Annotated in this window: 17 protein-coding genes and 1 pseudogene; 13 read left to right on the top strand and 5 right to left on the bottom strand. The window is 60.4% G+C overall.

Annotation, left to right across the window (positions count from 1 at the left end; genetic code table 11):
• Window positions 1–60 precede the first annotated feature (60 nt).
• Complete coding sequence (secA, locus tag AACY19_RS07280; protein ID WP_339449367.1) at window positions 61–2796, bottom strand: preprotein translocase subunit SecA; 2736 nt, start codon at window positions 2794–2796, stop codon at window positions 61–63.
• Window positions 2797–3104: 308 nt separating this feature from the next.
• Here secA and AACY19_RS07275 point away from each other — a divergent pair, with 308 nt between their 5' ends.
• Complete coding sequence (locus tag AACY19_RS07275) at window positions 3105–3560, top strand: DUF721 domain-containing protein (protein WP_038366691.1); 456 nt, start codon at window positions 3105–3107, stop codon at window positions 3558–3560.
• 139 nt (window positions 3561–3699) lie between these two features.
• On the opposite strand, the gene AACY19_RS07270 is transcribed toward AACY19_RS07275, so the two are convergent.
• On the bottom strand, window positions 3700–5187 hold the full coding sequence (locus AACY19_RS07270) for a helicase HerA-like domain-containing protein (protein WP_339449364.1): 1488 nt from the start codon (window positions 5185–5187) through the stop codon (window positions 3700–3702).
• A gap of 189 nt (window positions 5188–5376) precedes the next feature.
• Between AACY19_RS07270 and AACY19_RS27860 the strand changes: the two are divergent.
• From AACY19_RS27860 to AACY19_RS07250, 5 genes and pseudogenes are all read left to right on the top strand, one after another.
• A pseudogene (locus tag AACY19_RS27860) lies at window positions 5377–6408 on the top strand (HAMP domain-containing protein); the annotation flags it as partial.
• A gap of 93 nt (window positions 6409–6501) precedes the next feature.
• Complete coding sequence (locus tag AACY19_RS27855) at window positions 6502–7266, top strand: methyl-accepting chemotaxis protein (protein ID WP_371043227.1); 765 nt, start codon at window positions 6502–6504, stop codon at window positions 7264–7266.
• Window positions 7267–7496: 230 nt separating this feature from the next.
• Window positions 7497–8588 carry a glycosyltransferase family 4 protein gene (locus tag AACY19_RS07260; RefSeq protein WP_339449621.1) on the top strand — a complete coding sequence of 364 codons (1092 nt, stop codon included), beginning with the start codon at window positions 7497–7499 and terminating at the stop codon, window positions 8586–8588.
• On the top strand, window positions 8581–9357 hold the full coding sequence (locus AACY19_RS07255; RefSeq protein ID WP_339449360.1) for a polysaccharide deacetylase family protein: 777 nt from the start codon (window positions 8581–8583) through the stop codon (window positions 9355–9357). The genes AACY19_RS07260 and AACY19_RS07255 overlap by 8 nt, the downstream gene beginning before the upstream one ends.
• Entirely contained in the window at window positions 9354–10352 is a 999-nt protein-coding gene (locus AACY19_RS07250) for a lysylphosphatidylglycerol synthase transmembrane domain-containing protein (RefSeq protein WP_339449358.1), read from the top strand. The genes AACY19_RS07255 and AACY19_RS07250 overlap by 4 nt, the downstream gene beginning before the upstream one ends.
• Here AACY19_RS07250 and AACY19_RS07245 read toward each other — a convergent pair.
• Together AACY19_RS07245 and purU are read right to left on the bottom strand one after the other, a co-directional pair.
• Window positions 10336–10512, bottom strand: a complete 177-nt coding sequence (locus tag AACY19_RS07245) for a hypothetical protein (RefSeq protein ID WP_339449356.1) — start codon at window positions 10510–10512, stop codon at window positions 10336–10338. The two genes, AACY19_RS07250 and AACY19_RS07245, sit on opposite strands and share 17 nt — an antisense overlap.
• Before the next feature lie 85 nt (window positions 10513–10597).
• Window positions 10598–11446, bottom strand: a complete 849-nt coding sequence (gene purU, locus AACY19_RS07240; protein ID WP_339449354.1) for a formyltetrahydrofolate deformylase — start codon at window positions 11444–11446, stop codon at window positions 10598–10600.
• A 338-nt stretch (window positions 11447–11784) separates the two neighbouring features.
• Between purU and mvaT the strand changes: the two genes are divergently transcribed.
• Window positions 11785–12162, top strand: coding sequence for a histone-like nucleoid-structuring protein MvaT (gene mvaT, locus AACY19_RS07235; RefSeq protein ID WP_085689457.1), 378 nt, complete (start codon window positions 11785–11787; stop codon window positions 12160–12162).
• 99 nt (window positions 12163–12261) lie between these two features.
• Here the strand turns inward: mvaT and sbcB are convergent, their stop codons facing one another.
• Window positions 12262–13692 carry an exodeoxyribonuclease I gene (sbcB, locus tag AACY19_RS07230; protein WP_339449351.1) on the bottom strand — a complete coding sequence of 477 codons (1431 nt, stop codon included), beginning with the start codon at window positions 13690–13692 and terminating at the stop codon, window positions 12262–12264.
• Window positions 13693–13873: 181 nt separating this feature from the next.
• Between sbcB and AACY19_RS07225 the strand changes: the two genes are divergently transcribed.
• The 6 genes from AACY19_RS07225 (at window position 13874) to AACY19_RS07200 (ending at window position 20718) form a co-directional block, all read left to right on the top strand.
• Window positions 13874–14599, top strand: coding sequence for an RDD family protein (locus AACY19_RS07225; protein ID WP_339449349.1), 726 nt, complete (start codon window positions 13874–13876; stop codon window positions 14597–14599).
• Window positions 14596–15573: a stage II sporulation protein M gene (locus tag AACY19_RS07220; protein ID WP_339449348.1), complete on the top strand. Its 978-nt coding sequence runs from the start codon at window positions 14596–14598 to the stop codon at window positions 15571–15573. Before AACY19_RS07225 ends, AACY19_RS07220 begins: the two co-directional genes overlap by 4 nt.
• The gene (locus AACY19_RS07215; RefSeq protein WP_339449346.1) at window positions 15560–17116 is read left to right on the top strand and encodes a DUF4129 domain-containing protein; all 1557 of its coding nucleotides are present in this window, start codon (window positions 15560–15562) and stop codon (window positions 17114–17116) included. Before AACY19_RS07220 ends, AACY19_RS07215 begins: the two co-directional genes overlap by 14 nt.
• Entirely contained in the window at window positions 17113–18276 is a 1164-nt protein-coding gene (locus tag AACY19_RS07210; protein WP_339449344.1) for a DUF4350 domain-containing protein, read from the top strand. Before AACY19_RS07215 ends, AACY19_RS07210 begins: the two co-directional genes overlap by 4 nt.
• Entirely contained in the window at window positions 18273–19274 is a 1002-nt protein-coding gene (locus AACY19_RS07205; RefSeq protein WP_339449342.1) for an AAA family ATPase, read from the top strand. Before AACY19_RS07210 ends, AACY19_RS07205 begins: the two co-directional genes overlap by 4 nt.
• 115 nt (window positions 19275–19389) lie before the next feature.
• Window positions 19390–20718, top strand: coding sequence for a DUF58 domain-containing protein (locus AACY19_RS07200; RefSeq protein ID WP_339449340.1), 1329 nt, complete (start codon window positions 19390–19392; stop codon window positions 20716–20718).
• Window positions 20719–20723 lie beyond the last annotated feature (5 nt).

Raw genomic sequence — 20723 nt, 5'->3', positions numbered from 1 at the left:
AAAACGCCGCGACGGCATGAGCCGGTCGCGGCGCAGGTATTTCAGCGATTGAAACGGGTTTTACTGGATCTGCCCGTGGCAATGCTTGAATTTCTTGCCCGAACCGCAGTAGCACAGTTCGTTGCGGCCCAGCTTCTGCTCGTTGCGAACCGGGGCAGTGGCGAGGGCTACATCGACCTCTTCACCGAGTATTTCCGGTTGTTCCAGACCTGGAGCCTCGGCGTGTTCGAACTGCATGCGGGCGGCCAGTGCTTCGGCTTCCTGACGCAGACGCTGCTCCTCGGCTTCCGGATCTTCACGGCGTACCTGAACGTGCGACAGCACACGGATCGAGTCGCGTTTGATCGAATCGAGCAGCTCGGAAAACAGCGTGAACGACTCGCGCTTGTATTCCTGCTTCGGGTTCTTCTGGGCGTAGCCACGCAGGTGGATGCCGTGACGCAGGTGATCCATGGTCGACAGGTGGTCTTTCCACAGGTCGTCCAGCACGCGCAGCACGATTTGCTTCTCGAACGAGCGCAGTGCTTCGGCACCGGCCTGATCTTCTTTTTCGTTGTATGCCGCCATCAGCTCGGTCATGAGCTTCTCGCGCAGGGTTTCTTCGTACAGGTGATCGTCTTCGTCGAGCCACTGCTGGATCGGCAGTGTCACGCCGAAATCGCTGGCAATCGACGCTTCCAGACCGGCCACGTCCCACTGCTCTGGCAGCGATTGCGGCGGAATGTGGGCGCTGACGGTGGCATTGAGCACGTCCTGACGGAAGTCAGCGATGGTTTCACCGATGTTGTCGGCAGCCAGCAACGTGTTACGCATGTGATAGATCACTTTACGCTGTTCGTTGTTGACGTCGTCGAATTCGAGCAGTTGTTTACGAATGTCGAAGTTGCGGCCTTCGACCTTGCGCTGCGCCTTCTCGATTGCATTGGTCACCATGCGGTGCTCAATCGCTTCGCCCGGCTGCATGCCCAAGGCTTTCATGAAGTTCTTCACTCGATCAGAAGCGAAGATGCGCATCAGGCTGTCTTCCAGTGACAGGTAGAAGCGGCTCGAGCCGGCATCACCCTGACGACCGGCACGGCCACGCAGCTGATTGTCGATACGACGGGATTCGTGACGCTCGGAAGCAATGACTTGCAGACCACCGGATTCCAGCACTTGCTGGTGACGCTTCTGCCAGTCGGCCTTGATCTGGGCAATCTGCTCAGGGGTCGGGTTTTCCAGCGACGCGACTTCAACCTCCCAGTTACCGCCCAACAGGATGTCGGTACCACGACCGGCCATGTTGGTGGCGATGGTCAGGGCGCCCGGACGACCGGCCTGCGCGATGATCTCGGCTTCTTTTTCGTGGAACTTGGCGTTGAGAACCTTGTGTTCGATGCCTTCCTTCACCAGCAATGCAGACATGTGCTCGGAAGTTTCGATGGTCGCAGTACCCACCAGCACCGGACGACCGGCCGCCATGCTTTCCTTGATGTCCGCAACGATGGCCGCGTATTTCTCTTCGGCGGTGAGGAACACCAGGTCGTTGTAGTCTTTACGCGCCAACGGCTTGTTCGGCGGAATGACCATGACCGGCAGGTTGTAGATCTGGTGGAACTCGAACGCTTCGGTGTCAGCGGTACCGGTCATGCCGGACAGCTTGTCGTACAGACGGAAGTAGTTCTGGAAGGTGGTCGACGCCAGGGTCTGACTCTCGGCCTGGATGTTCAGGCCTTCCTTGGCTTCGATGGCCTGGTGCAGGCCTTCGGACAAACGACGGCCCGGCATGGTGCGACCGGTGTGTTCATCGACCAGCACGACCTGACCATCCTGCACGATGTATTCAACGTTGCGGTTGAACAGTTTGTGCGCCCGCAGACCGGCATACACGTGGGTCAACAGGCCCAGGTTATGCGCCGAGTACAGGCTCTCGCCTTCAGCCAGCAGGCCGACGCGGGTGAGCATGTCTTCGATGAACTGGTGACCGGCTTCGTTGAGTTCGACCTGACGGGTCTTCTCGTCAACGGTGTAGTGGCCGGCCTTGGTGACTTCGCCTTCGACTTCTTCAACGTGCAGTTCCAGCTGCGGGATCAGTTTATTGATCTCCATGTACAGCTTGGAGCTGTCCTCGGCCTGACCGGAAATGATCAGCGGGGTACGCGCTTCGTCGATGAGGATGGAGTCGACTTCGTCGATCACGGCAAAATTGAGTTCGCGCTGGAATTTTTCTTCCATGCTGAACGCCATGTTGTCGCGCAGGTAGTCGAAACCGAATTCGTTGTTGGTGCCGTAGGTGATGTCGGCGGCATAGGCCAGACGCTTCTCTTCCGGCGGCTGGAACGGCGTCACGACGCCGACGGTCAGGCCGAGGAATTCATACAGCGGGCGCATCCAGTTGGCGTCACGGCGGGCCAGGTAGTCGTTCACTGTCACAACGTGCACGCCCTTGCCGGACAGAGCGTTGAGATAAACACCCAGGGTCGCTACGAGGGTTTTACCCTCACCGGTGCGCATTTCTGCGATTTTGCCTTCGTGCAAGGTCATGCCACCGACGAGCTGCACATCGAAGTGGCGCATCCCCATGATGCGCTTGCCGGCTTCGCGGGCGACCGCAAAGGCTTCTGGCAACAGCTTGTCGAGGGTTTCCCCTTTGGCGATGCGGGCCTTGAACTCATCGGTCTTGGCGCGCAATTGATCGTCCGAAAGGGCCACCATTTGCTCTTCGAAGGCATTGACGAGCTGCACCGTCTTGAGCATGCGTTTGACTTCACGCTCGTTCTTGCTTCCAAAAAGTTTCTTTAACAAAGGCGCAAACATATCGGCAGGATCTTCCACACTAAAGGGATGGAGGGCGGCCCCGTGAGCGTCGCCCGTGCAGCCCTCATGGCCGCATGCGAACGAGCATTCTACCCGGAAACGAAAGTGAGGAAAGTGGCGATGTTCCACGATGCTGGCACTGCGCTTTGACGGGGCTCACTTAAAATAGGGGCGTTTTGCTCAACTTCAAGTCATTCAAGGAAGAAGTTAGTCGTTGATTTAATGGGCAAAGCGGGGGCAAAAGCAATGGGCGAGTGACTTGAGCCTTTCTGCTACCATGGCGTTTCTGTTACTTCAGGTGTTCGATCATGGCATTCCGCCCTCTTACGGCCAGAGCACCCGCCGTTCTCCTGCGCGAAGCCAAGCCGCTCAAAGCCATCCTCGGCCATGCCCAACGATTGGGGCATTTGCAGCGCCTGCTCGAAAGCCAACTGCAACCCGCCGCCCGGGAACATTGCCATGTCGCCTCGTGGCGCGAGGGCAGCCTGTTGCTGATTGTCACCGACGGTCACTGGGCCACGCGCCTGCGCTATCAGCAAAAACGTTTGCAGCGACAATTGCAGATGTTTGATGAGTTCGCCAGTTTGACGCGGATTCTGTTCAAGGTGCAGCCGCCGACCGTTCAACGCGGGGCGGCCGGGCATACGATGGATTTGTCGACGGATGCGGCAGCGACAATTCAGGCCACGGCAGACGGGATCACTGACCCGGGTCTGCGCGCGGCGCTCGAGCGTTTGGCGGCGCACGCCAAGGCCAAAACCTGAGCGCTGTGCGAATATGAATAATTATTTAAGGTGGGAGCGAGCCTGCTGGCGAAGAGGTTGTGTCAGATAACATTAAAGTTGAATGACACACCGCTTTCGCGAGCAGGCTCGCTCCCACATGATTTCCAATACTTCAGGTTTAGCGGCGTTTGCTGCCACCGAGTAAAGAACCCATAAGGCCGCGTACCAGTTGTTTGCCCAGATTGTTGGCGGCCTGACGCATGGCGGATTTCAGCGCTTGGCCGGCAGCGGTGCCGAGAAATTCACCTGCCCTGTCGGCAAGGCTCGGCTCTTCAGGGGCGGCCTTACCGGCCGGCACGTCAGCCTCCGGCGCCAGCCCTTTGCGCCCCATCAGAATTTCATAAGCCGACTCGCGATCAATCGGCTTGTCATAGCGCCCCTTGAATGGCGAACCCGCAATCAACACGGTGCGCTCGGTTTCGGTCAACGGCCCGATCCGCGATTGCGGCGGCGCGACCAGCACGCGCTGGACCATTTCCGGCGTGCCTTTCTCGGTCAGCGTGCCAACCAACGCCTCGCCAATCCCCAGCTCGGTCAACACCGACAAGCTGTCAAACGCCGGATTCGGTCGGAAACCGTCGGCTACCGCCCGCAAGGATTTCTGCTCTTTGGCGGTAAAGGCGCGCAAACCGTGCTGAATACGCAGGCCAAGCTGCGCCAGCACGTCATCGGGCAAGTCCGCCGGCGATTGCGTCACGAAGTACACGCCAACGCCTTTGGAACGGATCAGGCGCACCACTTGCTCGAGCCGTTCCTGCAAGGCCTTGGGCGTATCGCCGAACAACAAATGCGCCTCATCAAAAAACAGCGCCAGCAGCGGTTTGTCGGCATCGCCGCGCTCCGGTAACTGTTCGAACAACTCAGCCAGCAACCACAACAGGAACGTCGCATAGACCTTCGGCGCCTCGTGTACCAGACGACTGGCGTCGAGCAAGTGGATGCGGCCTCGGCCATCGGCGGTCGGTTGCAGAATGTCCTCAAGTTGCAGAGCCGGTTCGCCAAACAAGGCTTCAGCGCCCTGCTGCTCGAGAATCGCCAAGCGACGCAACAGCGCCTGACTCGAACCGGTAGTCATCAGCGCTGCGTCTTCGCCGAGCAACTGCGGGTTGTCCTTGAGGTGATTGAGCAGCGCCTTCAGATCCTTCAGATCCAGCAGCAACAGGCCTTCGCGGTCGGCAACCTTGAAGGCTGCGTAAAGCGCCGACTGCTGGCTGTCGGTCAACTCCAGCAGGCTGCCGATCAGCAGCGGGCCCATTTCGCTCAGCGTGGTGCGCAATGGATGACCGGACTCACCGTGAATGTCCCACAAGGTCACCGGATAGGCCTGCGGTTTGTAGTTGAGCCACGGCATACCGGCGATACGCTCGGCGACCTTGCCCTGTGGATTGCCAACAGCGCCGAGGCCACACAGGTCGCCCTTGATGTCGGCGGCAAACACCGCGACCCCGGCGTCGCTGAACGCCTCGGCCAACCGCTGCAAGGTGACGGTTTTACCGGTACCGGTGGCGCCCGCGACCAGTCCGTGGCGGTTCGCCAGGCGCATGGCCTGAGCAATCTGCTGGCCCGCGAGATCGGCGCCAATTAGGAGTTGCGATGAGTCAGGCATTTTGTCACCCAATGGTTAATCTTTGATTGCGCATGGCCGATACAGAAGAGTGAGAGACCCGACCATAAGTCAGGCCGGACATTTCCCTAAGGAGAGACGGAAATATCAGCTTACTTTCACCCTTGCCCATCTTGCGCGCTTCCATAAAAGCACGCCCTGGACATTAAGACCTTAGCGGAACCCCAAGCCATGAACAAAAATCTGCGCTTCAGCCATAAAATTTTGCTTGCCGCCGCCCTCATCGTCATCGCCGCCTTCGCCTCGTTTACGCTGTACAACGACTGGTTGCAGCGCAATGCGATCCGCGATGACCTGAACAACTATCTCAACGAGATGGGCGAGGTCACCGCCGGCAATATCCAGACCTGGCTCACCGGTCGCATCCTGCTGATCGAGAACGCCGCCCAGAACATCGCCATTAACCCCGAACCTGCCAACGTCGCCAGCCTGCTGGAACAGAAGGCCCTGACTTCGACGTTCATGGCTTCCTACCTCGGCGATGCCACCGGGCACTTCACCATCCGCCCGGATGCGAAGATGCCAGACGGTTTCGACCCACGGGTTCGCCCTTGGTACAAAGGCGCCGAGGGCAGCAGCACCTCGACCCTGACCGAACCGTACATCGACGCCGCTACCGGCCAGTTGATCATCTCCATCGCCACCGCCTCGAAAAAGGCCGGCCAGAGCGTCGGCGTGGTGGGCGGTGACCTGAGCCTGCAGTCGCTGGTCGACACCCTCGCCGCCCGTGATTTCGACGGCATGGGTTATGTGTTCCTGGTCAGCGCCGACGGCAAGATCCTCGTGCACCCGGACAAGGCCTTGGTGATGAAATCACTGAAAGAAGCCTATCCGCAGGACACCCCGCGCATCAGCAGCGACTTCAGCGAAGTCACCGTCGATGGCAAAACCCGCATCGTCACCTTCGCACCGATCAAAGGTCTGCCGTCGGTGAACTGGTACATCGGTCTGTCGGTGGATAAAGACCAGGCTTTTGCGATGCTCAGCGAGTTCCGCACCTCCGCGGTGATCGCGACCGTGATTGCCGTGGCGATCATCATTGCCCTGCTCGGCATGCTGATCCGCCTGCTGATCCAGCCACTGCACGTGATGACCCGCGCCATGGAAGACATCGCCGACGGCGAAGGCGACCTGACCAAACGCCTGACCATCGTCAATAACGATGAATTCGGCGTACTGGGCACCGCGTTCAACCGTTTCGTCGAGCGTATTCACGGCTCGATCCGCGAGGTGTCGTCCGCGACCGGTCAGGTTAACGAAGTCGCGCTGCGGGTGGTCGCCGCATCGAACTCGTCGATGTACAACTCGGATCAGCAAGCCTCGCGCACCAGCAGTGTGGCGGCAGCGATCAACCAGCTCGGCGCCGCCGCGCAGGAAATCGCCCGCAACGCCGCGCAGGCATCGAACCAGGCGAGCGACGCCCGTGGCCTTGCCGAAGATGGGCAGCAAGTGGTGGATCGCAGCATCAAGGCGATGAATCAACTGTCGAGCATGCTCAGCGCATCGAGCAGCAACATCGAGTCGCTGAACAGCAAAACCGTCAACATCGGCCAGATTCTCGAAGTGATCACCAGCATTTCCCAGCAAACCAACCTGCTGGCGCTGAACGCCGCGATCGAAGCCGCCCGGGCCGGGGAAGCAGGACGCGGGTTTGCAGTGGTCGCCGACGAAGTGCGCAACCTCGCCCATCGCACCCAGGAATCGGCGCAACAGGTGCAAACCATGATCGAGGAGCTGCAAGTCGGCGCCCGTGAATCGGTGAGCACCATGAGCGATAGCCAGCGCCACAGCCAGGACAGCGTGGAGATTGCCAACCTCGCGGGAGAGCGCCTCAACAGCGTGACCCAGCGGATCGGCGAGATTGACGGGATGAACCAGTCGGTGGCTACGGCAACCGAGGAACAGACCGCCGTGGTCGAGTCGATCAACGTCGATATCACCGAGATCAACACGCTGAACCAGGAAGGCGTGGAGAACCTGCAGGCGACACTGCGGGCTTGCTCGGATCTCGAGCAACAGGCTTCGCGCCTGAAGCAACTGGTCGGCAGTTTCCGCATCTGAAGTCTGTACGGCCCTCATCGCCAGCAGGCCGGCTTCCACATTGGATCTGTGTTGTCGCAAATCCCCTGTGGGAGCTAGCAAGAGCCAGCGATGGCGGCCTGCAATGCGTAGCGGAACATCACTGACACCCTACCGCGCAATCCCGACCGAACATCTATTCTTGATAAAGGTCAACCAAGGGAGAACCACGCAGCGGAGGGTTGTTTACCGTGCACATTGCCGACATCACCATGTTCTACGCTCCGGCCAGCGGCGGGGTTCGCACTTACCTGGACGCCAAACACCGCCGATTGGGCGTCAGGCTCGGCACTCGCCACAGCCTGCTGATCCCCGGTGCTCATTTCGGCGAACATGACGGTGTCTACACGGTGCCCGCCCCGGCACTGCCCTTTGGCAAGGGCTATCGCTTTCCCCTTCGCCTCGCGCCCTGGCGAAACGTCCTGCAGGATCTGCAGCCCGATCTGATCGAAGTTGGCGATCCGTACCTCACGGCCTGGGCGGCGCTGGATGCACGGCGACAACTGGATGTGCCGGTGATCGGTTTCTATCACTCGGACCTGCCCCTGCTGGTGGGCAACCGCATGGGCCATTGGGTCACGCCCAATATCGAGGCCTACGTCACCAGACTGTACGGCAACTTCGACCGGGTATTGGCGCCCAGCCAAGTGATGGCCGACAAGCTCATCGGCCTCGGCGTGCGCAATGTCTATGTGCAACCGCTGGGCGTTGATCTGCAAACTTTCCACCCGAGCGCACGCGACCCTGGCCTGCGTGCCGAACTGGGCATTGCCCAAGACAGCCGACTGCTGATTTTCGCCGGTCGGGGTTCGAAAGAGAAAAACCTGCCGGTGCTGCTCAAGTGCATGCAACGCCTCGGTCCGCGCTATCACCTGCTGTTGGTGGGATCATCGATGCCTGGCGCGGTGCCGGAGAATGTCAGCGTGATCGACGAGTTCTGCCCGGCGCCGCAAGTCGCCCGGCTGATGGCGAGTGCCGATGCGCTGGTGCATGCCGGCGATCAGGAAACCTTCGGCCTGGTGATCCTCGAAGCGATGGCCTGCGGTACGCCCGTGGTGGCCGTGGCGGCCGGTGCTTTCGAGGAAATCGTGAGCGAAGCGTGCGGTCTGCTCTGCGCGCCGAATAATCCGCAAGCCATGGCCAACGCCGTGCGCGAACTGTTCAGTCGCGGCACCGACACACTCGGCGCGCAGGCGCGTCAGCATGCTGAGCGGCATTACGCCTGGGACACGGTGGTGGACAGCCTGCTCGGTCACTATCACGCCGTTCTCGGCCAGACACTGCCGCGAGCGGCCAATGGCTGATTGCACAAATCCACCCGCCCTGCTGCTGGTGCTGCACGATGTGGCGCCATCGACCTGGGCGGACTACCAGCCATTGGTCGAAGCGGTGGATGCGCTGGGCAATGTGCCGATGACGTGGCTGGTGGTGCCGGATTTCCATCGGCACAACCCGCTCGACGCTTACCCGGACTTCAAGCGTTTGCTCAGCGAGCGTGTCGAGCGTGGCGATGAACTGGCGCTGCACGGCTATTTTCATGACGACCACGAGCCTGCCCCAACCACGCCACGGGACTGGTTCATGCGGCGGATCTACACCCATGAAGGTGAGTTCTATGGCTTGTCCCGGGAAGCCGCCCTCGCCCGACTTCACGCCGGTATCGAACTGTTCCAGCGGCATGACTGGCCCTTGCACGGTTTCGTCGCCCCGGCGTGGCTGATGAGCGACGGCACCCGTCAGGCACTGCGCGAATTGCCGCTGAGCTACACCAGTGACCCGCAACACGTTTATCGCTTGCCGGATTTCACCGTGATCGACGCTCCCGGTCTGGTCTGGAGCGCCCGCAGTGCCTGGCGCCGAGGAGTGTCGAAATTCGTCAGTGAGCGGCGTCGACGATGCTGGCGCGAGGCACCGGTGATTCGCCTGGGCTTGCACCCGGTGGACATGCGCCACGGTTTCTCCCGTGATTACTGGTTACATACCCTTGAACGAATGCTGGCGGATGGACGCGTACCGATGACCAAAATCAACTGGCTTGTGCAACAGCGCGGTCAACCGGGGCGTGCCGCATGAGTCGCGGCTTTCTGTTGCTGGTCGGCCTGATCGCGGCCGTGCTGATTCCCTGGGTGCTGGGTGGCAGCGACACCTGGATGCGGCTGCAAAGCTTTCCGCTGAGCTGGCTGCTGATCATGTTCGGCATGATCCTGCTCTGCTGGGGCATCAACACCCTGCGTTTGCGCCTGTTGCTCGGCGATCAGCGCGACCGGGTCACGCCGCTGAAAAGTCTTGGTGTGGTCATGGCCGCCGAATTCGCCTATTGCGCGACCCCCGGTGGCAGCGGTGGCCCGCTGACCATCATGGCCCTGCTCGCCCGTTGCGGAGTGCGCCCGGCGCGGGGCAGCGCGGTGTTTGCCATGGATCAACTCAGCGACCTGCTGTTTTTCCTTTGCGCCCTGAGCGGGATTCTGATTTACGCGCTGTTTCAACACCTCAGCGACCGCCTGGAATGGCTGTTGATGGTCAGCGCGGTTTCATTGTTTGGCGGATTGTTCAGTTGCGTGCTGGTGGCCCGCTATCACCGCGCATTGATTCGTCTGAGCGGGCTTGTGCTGGCGCGCATGAACGTCAAGGTGGGGACCCGACGCCGCTGGGCGCGCAAGTTGCTGCACTTTCTCGCGGCGTTTACCGATACCTTGAAGTTGCCTTGGCAAACACTGGTCAGAGTCTTTGCCCTGACGTGCGTGCATTGGTTACTGCGCTACAGCGTGTTGTATCTGGCGTTGCGCGGACTCGGCGCCGACTTGCAGTGGGCGTGGAGTTTTCTGGTGCAGATGCTTTCGCTGGGCGCCGGACAGTTCAGCCTGCTGCCGGGCGGTGCGGGGGCTGCGGAGTTGACTTCGGCGGCACTGCTGGCGCCGATGGTGGGTAAATCCACCGCAGCGGCGGCGATCCTGATCTGGCGAGTGGTGACGTACTACTTCTATCTGCTGGTCGGTGGCCCGGTGTTTCTGCTGATGCTCGGGCGGCCATTGTTGAAGAAGTTGATGAGCGTCAGACAGACTTCTTAGTGTCGTCCTGTTGTTCCTGGAGTTGCTCCCACAATTGTGCAGCGTCCGGAAACTCGGTGCCGTCTTCAGGACTCAGGTCATCCGGATCATAACGACTCAGACAACCTTCTCCCAAAGTCGCGGGCGCTTTTGAAGTGGCTTTGTCCAGTGGATCACTCATGAGCATTTCCTCGGTTCTTGAACAACAAAGGGCTTGAGCGATTGAACGCCCAAGCCCTTGGTTTATCAAGCCTGCGTGAGTTCGATCAGAACACCACAGTCTTGTTGCCGTGTACCAGCACGCGATCTTCAAGGTGATAGCGCAGGCCGCGCGCCAGCACCATTTTCTCGACGTCACGGCCGAAACGCACCATGTCTTCGATGCTGTCGCTGTGGCTGACACGGACCACGTCCTGCTCGATGATCGGACCGGCGTCCAGCTCTTCGGTGACATAGTGGCAGGTCGCACCGATCAGCTTCACGCCACGCAGGGAAGCCTGGTGGTACGGCTTGGCGCCGACGAACGACGGCAGGAAGCTGTGGTGAATGTTGATCACCTTGTGCGCGTATTCACGGCACATGTCCGGCGGCAGGATCTGCATGTAGCGCGCCAGCACCACTACGTCAGCATCGTGCTGTTTGACCAGGCGCGACACTTCGGCGAAGGCCGGCTGCTTGTCCTGCGGATTGACCGGGACGTGGTAATAAGGAATGCCGTGCCACTCGACCATGCTGCGCAGGTCGTCGTGGTTGGAAATCACACAGGCGATTTCGCAGTCCAGCTCATCGCTGTGCCAGCGGTGCAACAGGTCGGCCAGGCAGTGGGATTCGCGACTGGCCATCAACACCACGCGTTTTTTCTGCTCGGTGTCGGTGATGCGCCAGTCCATCGAGAACTCTTCGGCGATAGGCGCGAACTTTTCGCGCAACACTTCAATGCCAAACGGCAAGGAGTCGGCACGAATTTCGTGACGCATGAAAAACCAGCCGTTCTGATTGTCCGAGTGGTGGCTGGCTTCGGTGATCCAGCCGTTATGGGACGCCAGAAAGTTACTGACTTTGGCAACGATGCCAACGCGGTCCGGGCAAGATATGACCAGCCGAAAAGTGCGCATGAGGGGGAAACTCCAGAACTTCGCAAAGGCAGCCATTCTAGCGACTGCGCAGGAAAACTGCAGTATTGATGAACACCGGCCTCGGTAACGCATGGCTATACGGCTTTTTGACGGGGCATACCGTCAAGGTGGTGGCGCTGCAGTGGCGCGATTTGATCAGACATTTGTGAATATCTGTGATGACTGCATCACACTATTTAACTGAACATTCAATTGATCGCGAAACCTCCGTAACTAATTCAAATAAAAACCCCGGTTAAATGTTTACTTGATGAAACAGCCTGACTATTATTACCGCACTGTCCCCTGCCATCCCGCACTCTACTAAGGTAGTAATCATGTCCTTGATCAACGAATATCGCGCCACCGAAGAAGCTATCAAAGAGCTGCAGGCTCGTTTGAAGAACCTGTCGCAAGACGACAAACTGCAAGCCGAACTGGAATTCGAAGGCAAATTGCGCACCCTGATGGGAGAATACTCCAAGTCCCTGCGTGACATCATCGCGCTGTTGGACCCGGAAGCAAAAACCAAGGCTCCACGTGGCGGCGCAGTAAAAACTACTGGCACCAAGCGTGCTCGCAAAGTTAAACAATACAAAAACCCGCACAACGGCGAAGTCATCGAAACCAAAGGTGGCAACCACAAAACCCTGAAAGAGTGGAAAGCCAAGTGGGGCGGCGACGTCGTTGAAGGCTGGGCTACCCTGCTGGGCTAAGCCAAAGCTCCGTCGCAGATCGCTCTGCGGCAAAAAAAGAAACGCCAGCATACGCTGGCGTTTTTTATGCCCGGCATTCAGCACCGAACATGTTCGCTTTCAAAGATCCAAACGTTTGCGCAATGTCTGGACATAATTGCGCCATTGATCCAGTACCTCGTTTTGCACCGGTGTTGCATTAAACGCCCACTGCTCAATGGCTTCGGAAAATGATTTCAAGGTATTCGGCGCGCCCCACTCTGGGTCCGTCAAACGTTGCTGACAGAATATTCTCCAGCGTTCCTGCTCTTCGGAATTCAACGTATCCGGAAAGTTGCGCGCTCGATATCGAAAGAGTAATTCAGGTAGCCGTTCGTCATCGAAAGGCCATTGCTCTTGTGCTAATTGAGCAGGATCTGCGGTTCTCACTTGCTCGCACAGACGCCGGTCACGGTCGCCGATAAATCCGTCGTACAACTGTTGTTCCGGGTCTTCGCTCGGGATGAAATCTTCGCTCGCATAAATAGCCGCAACTTTATCTTTCCAAACTTGTTGTGCGTCAGTTAGTCGCAGCGCCCGCTCCTGATAAAGCGCCATGTCCAGCCCCAGGCGCTGTTGGTCTGCCTCACGCAAAACCGCCAGCGGTGCCACCACCGGACAACGATTGACATGAATCAGCTTGAGCGGCACCGGCAATTCACCGTCGAGCAATTCATCGCGACGGGTATACAGGCGCTGGCGCAGGGTTTGCGCGTCGAGGTCCAGCAACCCTTGCGGATCGAGGTGCAAGTCGCAAACGATCAGGGCGTTGCGGTTTTTCGGGTGCCAGGCCAGCGGCAGCACCACGCCGACGTAACTGCGCGCCGCCGAGAAACGCCCGGAGACATGCACCATCGGCTGCAACAGGCGAATCTGGTCCATGACCTTCTGCTTGCTGCGCAACTGGAACAGCCATGCATAGAGCTTGGGTTGTTTTTCCCGGATCAGGCGCGCCAGTGCGATAGTGGCGCGCACATCCGACAGCGCTTCGTGAGCATGACCGTGATCAATGTGGTTGGCGGCGGTCAGGCGTTCGAGCCTGAGGGTCACGCGGCCCTCGTCATCGGTTGGCCAGACCAGGCCATCCGGGCGCAACGCATAGGCAGCGCGCACGACATCAATCAGGTCCCAGCGGCTGTTGCCGCCCTGCCACTCACGGGCGTAGGGGTCGAAGAAGTTGCGGTACAGGCTGTAGCGGGTCATCTCGTCGTCGAAACGCAACGTGTTGTAACCCGCGCCACACGTGCCGGGTGCGGCCAGTTGCGCATGCACCCGGGTCATGAAATCGGCTTCGCTCAGACCCTGTTCAGCAAGACGGCTCGGGGTGATGCCAGTGATCGCACACGCTGCCGGGTGCGGCAGGATGTCTTCGCTGGGCTGGCAGTAGAGGTTGACCGGTTCGTCGATTTCATTGAGGTCATGGTCGGTGCGAATCCCGGCAACCTGCAGCGGACGATCGTTGCGGGGATTGATGCCGGTGGTTTCGTAGTCGTACCAAAAGATTGAAGTCACGGGCGGTTCCTGAACTGAAGATCGGCGAAGTCTAGGCGTTCAACCGCCGTCGCGGCCAGCCTCGTGTCATTCAAGCACTTCGCGCCACACGATGTGCAATACATAGTTATGTCGTTTTCCCCCGAGAGGCTGCTAGCATCGGACGCACTTGCACCCCGAACAGGCGAACATCAGGTAGCCCATGTCCGAACCCACAGCACCGCCAAGGAAAGCACCGCTGGCCCCGCCGCTGGATACGCGGTTCCAGGTTGAAACGCCGGAGGGCATCGATCTGCCATTGCGCCCGGCCGGGTTGATGGTGCGGGCCGTGGCGTTCGCGATTGACCTGGGCATTCGCGGGTTGATCATCGGCGCGCTGTTCATGGCCCTGGCCTTCCTCGGAAAACCGGGCGTGGGCCTCGGTTCGCTGCTGCTGTTTGCGGTGAGCTGGTGGTACATGGTGCTGTTCGAAGTGCTGCGCCAGGGACGCTCGCCGGGCAAGCAGTGGATGGGCCTGCGGGTGGTCCACGATGACGGCACACCGGTTGGCTGGTCCGCCTCATTGCTGCGTAACCTGTTGCGTTTTGTCGACCTGCTGCCGTTCGGGTACTTTTTCGGTGCCCTCAGTTGCCTGCAACATCCGGCCTTCAAACGCCTCGGTGATCTCGCCGCCGGCACGCTGGTGGTGTACAGCGAAAGGCCCTTGAGCCGCCCGCAATTACCTGAGGCCATCCCTCGCCGCTCCCCCGTTCCTCTCACGCTGGCCGAACAGCGCGCACTGCTCGGTTTTGCCGAGCGTCAGGCTGAGCTGTCACCGGCACGGGTCAACGAACTGGCCGCGTTGCTGGCCCAGCCGCTGCACATGTCCGCGCCCAAAGCCGTCGCTGAGCTCAATGGCATCGCCCGCGGCTTGTTGGGCCCGACATGAAGCAGAGCCTTTTCGAAAGCCGACACAAGGCCGAATGGGAGCGTTTTGCCCTGGTGCTGGAACGTCTCGAGCACGGCAAGGACACCTCTCGGATCGCCGATTTCCCCAAGGCTTACCGCCAACTGTGCCAGCACCTGGCGCTGGCGCAGGAACGCGGCTACAGCAGTTTTCTGATCGACTCGTTGCAGCAACAGGTGCTGCGCGGGCATCAACAGCTCTACCGGCACCGCAGCCGACTTGGCGCCAATGTCCTGAGCTTCATCCTTGCGGACTTCCCGCGCCTGGTGCGCGCCGAGTGGCACTTTGTACTGGTCGCAGGCCTGCTGTTCTTCGGCAGCCTGATCGGCGTCGGGCTGCTGGTCTATCTGTTCCCGGAACTGGTCTACAACCTGATTCCGGCGCAACAGGTGCGTGAAATGCAGGGTATGTACGACCCCGTGGCCGGGCACCTCGGTCGCTCTGCGGAACGTGCGGCGAGCGAAGACTGGGTGATGTTCGGCTATTACGTGATGCACAACATCGGCATCGCCTTCCAGACGTTCGCCAGCGGTTTGCTGATGGGCCTGGGCAGCGCGTTTTTTCTTTTCTACAACGGGATGGTCATCGGCGCGGTGGCCGGACACCTCAGCGAAATCGGGTTCGGCCAGACCTTCTGGTCGTTCGTGATCGGCCACGGCGCCTTCGAACTCAGCGCCATTACCCTGTCGGGTGCGGCCGGTCTGAAAATGGGTTGGGCGTTGATTGCGCCGGGACGCCTGACCCGCAGTGAGGCCTTGCGAGTGGCGGCGCGCACCAGTGTGCTGCTGGTGTGCGGTGTCATGCTGTTCCTGCTGATCGCCGCGTTCATCGAGGCCTACTGGTCATCGAAAACCAGCGTCACGGCGATGACCAAATACGCCGTCGGCGCCACACTTTGGCTGCTGGTGACGATGTATCTGCTGTTCGCCGGAAGGACTCGCCATGCGCCTGAATGACGCAACCGTGGTGATCCGCCCGCGCAGCACCTGGGAAGCCATGGACCTGGGCGTACTCATGAGCCAACGGCATCGGCGTTTGCTGATGACCAGTTGGGCCATCGTCACCCTGCCGCTGTTCGTCCTGCTCAGCCTGTTGCTGTGGGATTCGCCGTCGCTGGCGGTGTTCATCTTCTGGTGGTTGAAACCGGCCTTCGAGCGGCTGCCGTTGTACATATTGTCCAAGGCGCTGTTCGGTGAAACACCGACACTGCGGCAAGCCCTGCGCGCATGGCCGCGCCTGCTCAAGCCGCAATTGCTCGCCAGCCTCACCTGGCGCCGCCTCAGTCTGAGCCGCAGTTTCCTCCTGCCGGTGGTGCAACTCGAAGGCCTCGACGGCAGCGCTCGACAGCAACGCCTGCACCTGCTGCTGCAACGCAACGCCGGTGCCGCGCAAAGGCTGACGATCATCGGCGCGCATCTGGAAATATCGCTGTGGATCGGCCTGATGGTGCTCTTCTATATGTTGCTGCCCGAACAGGTTGAAATCGACTGGGACTGGCAGACCTTGATCCTCGCACCCGACCACCACTGGCGCTGGCTGGAACACTTGTCCAATGCCTTCTACGCGCTGGTGCTGGTGGTGTGGGAACCGATCTATGTGGCGTGCGGTTTCAGCCTTTACCTTAACCGCCGCACGCAACTGGAAGCCTGGGACATTGAACTGGTGTTTCGTCGCTTGCGCCAACGCCTGAACAACGGCGTGCTCGGCTTGCTGCTGGCGATTTGTCTGGTGCTGCCGAACCTGCAACCGGCATGGGCCAATGACACCGATAACACCGCAGACGGTCCGAATGCGCCGCGACTGTTGCACCAGCCGCTGACCAGTCAGGCTTCCCGCGACAGCATCCAGACGCTGCTGGAGCAACCACCGTTCAAGAACAAGGAAACGGTCACTCGCTACCGGTTTGGCGACGATCCGGCCACGCCGGCCAAGGACAGGAAACCCGGCGAAGCTGCGCAGTGGCTGAAGACGTTGCTCGGCTGGCTCGACGGCCAGCACCTCAACACACTGGCGAAGGTCATCGAGGTACTGCTGTGGGGCGCATTGCTCGCCGCATCGGGCTGGCTGATCTGGCGCTATCGCGAGTTTCTGCAAGCCTTCGTCAGCCGCCGCCCCAACCTGCCCGTGCGCAGCAAACAGCCGATCCCCGCACAAACCTTCGGCCTGGAATTGAACCGGGAAACCTTGCCCGACGACATCGCCGCCAGCGCCGAACAGCTTTGGGCAAGCGATCCCCGTGGGGCACTGGGGCTGCTGTATCGCGGGCTGCTAAGCCACCTGTTACATGACTTCGCCCTGACGCTGAAACCCGCCGACACGGAAAACCAGATACTGGCACGCATCGAACAACTGCAGCGTCCCGAACTGTTCGACTACAGCCGCCGCCTGACCATACACTGGCAGAACATGGCTTACGGGCATCGTGTGCCGGCCGCCCATCTGCAACGGGAATTGTGCGATGGCTGGCGCCACGTGTTCAGCCCCGGAGGCGTCCGTTGAGTCGGCGCATTGCGTGGGTGATCGGTGTCCTGCTCGTTCTGGTGCTGGGCGGCCTGGCTGCCTTTGTGTACCTCAAGGCGCGGCCCTATGAAGAAGTGATCGATCACGGCCCCGCGCCTGTTGCGCAGGCCAACCCCTACCTCGCAGCGGAAATGTTCCTGCGTGATCGCGGCCTCAGCGTCAGCCATGCCGAAAGCCTGGCCCCCCTGAAAGACATCGACCCACACGGCCATACCCTGCTGTTGTTCAGTGACCGCGCGAAGATGTCGCCGCGCCAGATCGATCAGGTCTTGAACTGGACCCGGGCTGGCGGACGGCTGGTGTTCGTTGCCGAGGCTTTGTGGGACGAGAAGACCCACCAAAGCAACGACCTGCTGCTGGATCGGGTGCAACTGCATCAGTCCCTGAGCAAGGATTTGAAAGATCCTCCGGACGATCTGGAAAAAGACCGCTACCCGAAACTGACCAAACTCTATCTGGAAGATGAAGACGCGCCGGCCTACGTCGGTTTCGACACTGACTTCCACCTCGAAGACCCGCAGAATCTCGCGCAAGCCTGGGCCAACAGCGCCAAGGCCACGCATATGATGCAACTGGCCTGGGGCCTCGGCACCGTGACGGTCGTCACCGACGCCGACCTGTGGAAAAACCCGGACATTGCCAGGTACGACAATGCCTGGCTGCTCTGGTACCTGAGCGCCGACACCGACGTCACGCTGATTTTCAACAGCGAACACGAGGGTATCTGGACGTTGCTCTGGCGCTATTTCCCGCAGGCCATCGTCGCCCTGCTCGCCTTGACCGGCTTGTGGTTATGGCAGGCGTCGGTACGTCACGGCCCGCTTCAGCCCCCCGCGCCACCGGGCCGCCGGCAGTTGCAGGAACACCTGCGCGCGAGTGCCGATTTCATCCTGCGCCACAACGGCCAGCACACCTTGCTGCAAGCCCTGCAACAGGATGTGCTGCGCCGCGCTCGCCGCCGTCATCCGGGTTTTGATCAATTGAACGTTGCCGAACAATGGCTGGTGCTGTCCCGTCTGACCCGGCAACCGACCCGCGCCATCAGCCAGGCCCTGAGCCCACCGTCGAAGCAGCGCTTGTCCGCTGCCGAATTCAGCCGCCAGGTCGCCCACCTGCAAACCTTGAGGAACACGCTATGAGTGAACAGATCGAGCCCGGCAGCGCGACCCACGCCGCCCAGCAACGCCAGCGTGCCAGCCAGTTGGCGCAAGCGGTGCGCAGCGAGTTGCACAAGGCGGTGATCGGCCAGGACGCGGTGATCGATGACGTGCTCACCGCGCTGATCGCCGGTGGTCATGTGTTGCTCGAAGGCGTACCGGGCCTGGGCAAGACCTTGCTGGTCCGCGCCCTGGCCCGGTGCTTCGGTGGCGAATTCGCGCGCATCCAGTTTACCCCTGACCTGATGCCCAGCGACGTCACCGGCCACGCGGTGTACGACCTGCACACCGAGCAGTTCAAGCTGCGCAAAGGGCCGCTGTTCACCAACCTTCTGCTGGCTGACGAGATCAACCGCGCACCGGCGAAGACCCAGGCCGCGCTGCTCGAAGCGATGCAGGAACGCCAGGTCACTCTGGAAGGCCGCGCCCTGCCCATCGCGCAGCCATTCATGGTGCTGGCGACGCAAAATCCTATCGAACAGGAAGGTACTTACCCGCTGCCGGAAGCCGAGCTCGACCGCTTCATGCTCAAGGTGCGGATGGGTTATCCCGACGCCGATCAGGAAATGAACATGGTGCGTCAGGTCAGCCGTTCGACCCGCGCCGACATGCTCGACGTGCAGCCGCTGCGCACGGTTCTGCAAGCCAAGGATGTGCAGGCCTTGCAACGCATTGCCAGCGATCTGCCGCTGGATGATCAGGTGCTCGACTACGCCGTGCGCCTGGCGCGCAGCACCCGCACCTGGCCCGGACTGACTCTGGGCGCCGGGCCGCGTGCCTCCATCGCCCTGGTGCGTTGCGCCCGCGCCCGGGCGTTGCTGCGTGGCGGCGAGTTCGTGATTCCCGATGACATCAAGGGCTGCGCGCTCTCGGTGTTGCGTCATCGGGTGCGGGTGACACCGGAGCTGGACATCGAAGGTTTGCAGGTCGATCAGGTGCTGCAGCAACTGCTCGACCAAGTGCCGGCGCCGCGCCTATGAGAATTCAGGAAAAATCAAAAGATCGCAGCCTTCGGCAGCTACTACAGGGGATCGCGCTCTATGCAGGAGCTGCCGCAGGCTGCGATCTTCTCAGTAAACAGCCCGGTGCAGCGCCATGAAACCATCACGCCTGCTGCTGATCTGGCTGGCCATTCTGCTGGCCGTTGGCACGCTGCTGGGCACCGTGCAGGCACTCGACATCCCGACACCCGCCAGTCTGTCGGCGATCAACTGGGGTTTACTGTTGGCCCTGCTGGTGCTGGCGTTGCTCGACGCCGTTCGCCTGCGGCGCATGCCCTCGCCCCGGGTGCAACGGCAAATCCCCGGCAGCCTGGCACTCGGCCGTTGGAGCGAGGTACGGTTGCAGGTCAGTCACGACTTCAGCGAGCCGGTAACGCTGGAGATGTTCGATCACGTGCCACCGGGGCTGAGTTTCGAAAACCTGCCACTGTCGGTCGCACTGCCACCCGGCCAGTTCAGCGAGGTCGGCTACCGCTTGCGCCCGCTCCAGCGCGGCCACTTCACTTTCCGCCACTGCGAAATTCAGCTGCCCAGCCCCTTGGGGTTGTGGTCAGGCAAACGCCTGCTCGACGTACCCGGCGATATTCGCGTCTACCCGGACTTTGCAAGGCTCTACGGTGGGCAGTTGCTGGCAGTGGACAACTGGCTCAGCCAGCTCGGTGTGCGTCAGCGCCAGCGTCGCGGCCAAGGCCTGGAGTTTCACCAGTTGCGCGAATTTCGCGAAGGCGACAGCCTGCGCCAGATCGACTGGAAAGCCACCGCCCGCCAGCGTACCCCGATTGCGCGCGAGTACGAGGACGAGCGTGATCAACAGATCATCTTCATGCTCGATTGCGGTCGGCAGATGCGCAGCCAGGACGGCGAGCTGTCACACTTCGACCATGCGCTGAATGCCTGTCTGCTGCTCAGCTATGTCGCCTTGCGTCAGGGCGATGCCGTGGGGTTGAGTACCTTTGCTGGCGATCAACCCCGATACCTCGATCCGGTAAAAGGCAGCGGGCAACTCAACGTCCTGCTCAACGGGGTCTACGATCTTGACTCCACGCAACGGTCGGCTGACTACCAGACAGCTATCCAACAAATACTGAACCGACAAAAACGCAGGGCACTGGTGGTGCTGATCACCAACATCAGGGAAGAAGACGATGAGTTGGTCGCGGCCGTAAAACGTCTAAGTATCCAGCATTTGGTAATGATCGCGAGTCTGAGGGAAGGTTTGCTTGCTCATCTGAGGCAAGCGCCAGTACAAACCCTGGACGAAGCACTTGATTACTGCACAACGGTCGCCTACGAAAATGCACAGGCTGATGTTCATGACCGTTTGAGGGCACATGGCATTAGCGTGATAAATGCAGGAACGGAGCAGCTCGGCGTTGAGTTGGTAACACGATATTTGAAGATGAAAGAAGCAGGCGTTTTTTGAACTTC

The sequence above is a fragment of the Pseudomonas sp. EA_5y_Pfl2_R50 genome, assembly GCF_963970475.1.
In the GTDB taxonomy this organism is placed as follows: Bacteria; Pseudomonadota; Gammaproteobacteria; order Pseudomonadales; family Pseudomonadaceae; genus Aquipseudomonas.
The sequence above is the reverse complement of the archived record's forward strand: the minus strand, read 5'-3'. Positions and strand labels throughout refer to the sequence as shown.

What these genes read in the sequence shown, in the direction of transcription:
- AACY19_RS07205 (WP_339449342.1), top strand. Translation starts at nt 18,273, where the DNA reads ATGAGTGAACAGATCGAGCCCGGCAGCGCGACCCACGCCGCCCAGCAA.
- AACY19_RS07250 (WP_339449358.1), top strand. Translation starts at nt 9,354, where the DNA reads ATGAGTCGCGGCTTTCTGTTGCTGGTCGGCCTGATCGCGGCCGTGCTG.
- AACY19_RS07260 (WP_339449621.1), top strand. Translation starts at nt 7,497, where the DNA reads ATGTTCTACGCTCCGGCCAGCGGCGGGGTTCGCACTTACCTGGACGCC.
- AACY19_RS07275 (WP_038366691.1), top strand. Translation starts at nt 3,105, where the DNA reads ATGGCATTCCGCCCTCTTACGGCCAGAGCACCCGCCGTTCTCCTGCGC.
- AACY19_RS07200 (WP_339449340.1), top strand. Translation starts at nt 19,390, where the DNA reads ATGAAACCATCACGCCTGCTGCTGATCTGGCTGGCCATTCTGCTGGCC.
- purU (WP_339449354.1), bottom strand. Translation starts at nt 11,446, where the DNA reads ATGCGCACTTTTCGGCTGGTCATATCTTGCCCGGACCGCGTTGGCATC.
- AACY19_RS27855 (WP_371043227.1), top strand. Translation starts at nt 6,502, where the DNA reads ATGTACAACTCGGATCAGCAAGCCTCGCGCACCAGCAGTGTGGCGGCA.
- AACY19_RS07225 (WP_339449349.1), top strand. Translation starts at nt 13,874, where the DNA reads ATGTCCGAACCCACAGCACCGCCAAGGAAAGCACCGCTGGCCCCGCCG.
- AACY19_RS07245 (WP_339449356.1), bottom strand. Translation starts at nt 10,512, where the DNA reads ATGAGTGATCCACTGGACAAAGCCACTTCAAAAGCGCCCGCGACTTTG.
- secA (WP_339449367.1), bottom strand. Translation starts at nt 2,796, where the DNA reads ATGTTTGCGCCTTTGTTAAAGAAACTTTTTGGAAGCAAGAACGAGCGT.
- AACY19_RS07255 (WP_339449360.1), top strand. Translation starts at nt 8,581, where the DNA reads ATGGCTGATTGCACAAATCCACCCGCCCTGCTGCTGGTGCTGCACGAT.
- mvaT (WP_085689457.1), top strand. Translation starts at nt 11,785, where the DNA reads ATGTCCTTGATCAACGAATATCGCGCCACCGAAGAAGCTATCAAAGAG.
- AACY19_RS07270 (WP_339449364.1), bottom strand. Translation starts at nt 5,187, where the DNA reads ATGCCTGACTCATCGCAACTCCTAATTGGCGCCGATCTCGCGGGCCAG.
- AACY19_RS07215 (WP_339449346.1), top strand. Translation starts at nt 15,560, where the DNA reads ATGCGCCTGAATGACGCAACCGTGGTGATCCGCCCGCGCAGCACCTGG.
- AACY19_RS07220 (WP_339449348.1), top strand. Translation starts at nt 14,596, where the DNA reads ATGAAGCAGAGCCTTTTCGAAAGCCGACACAAGGCCGAATGGGAGCGT.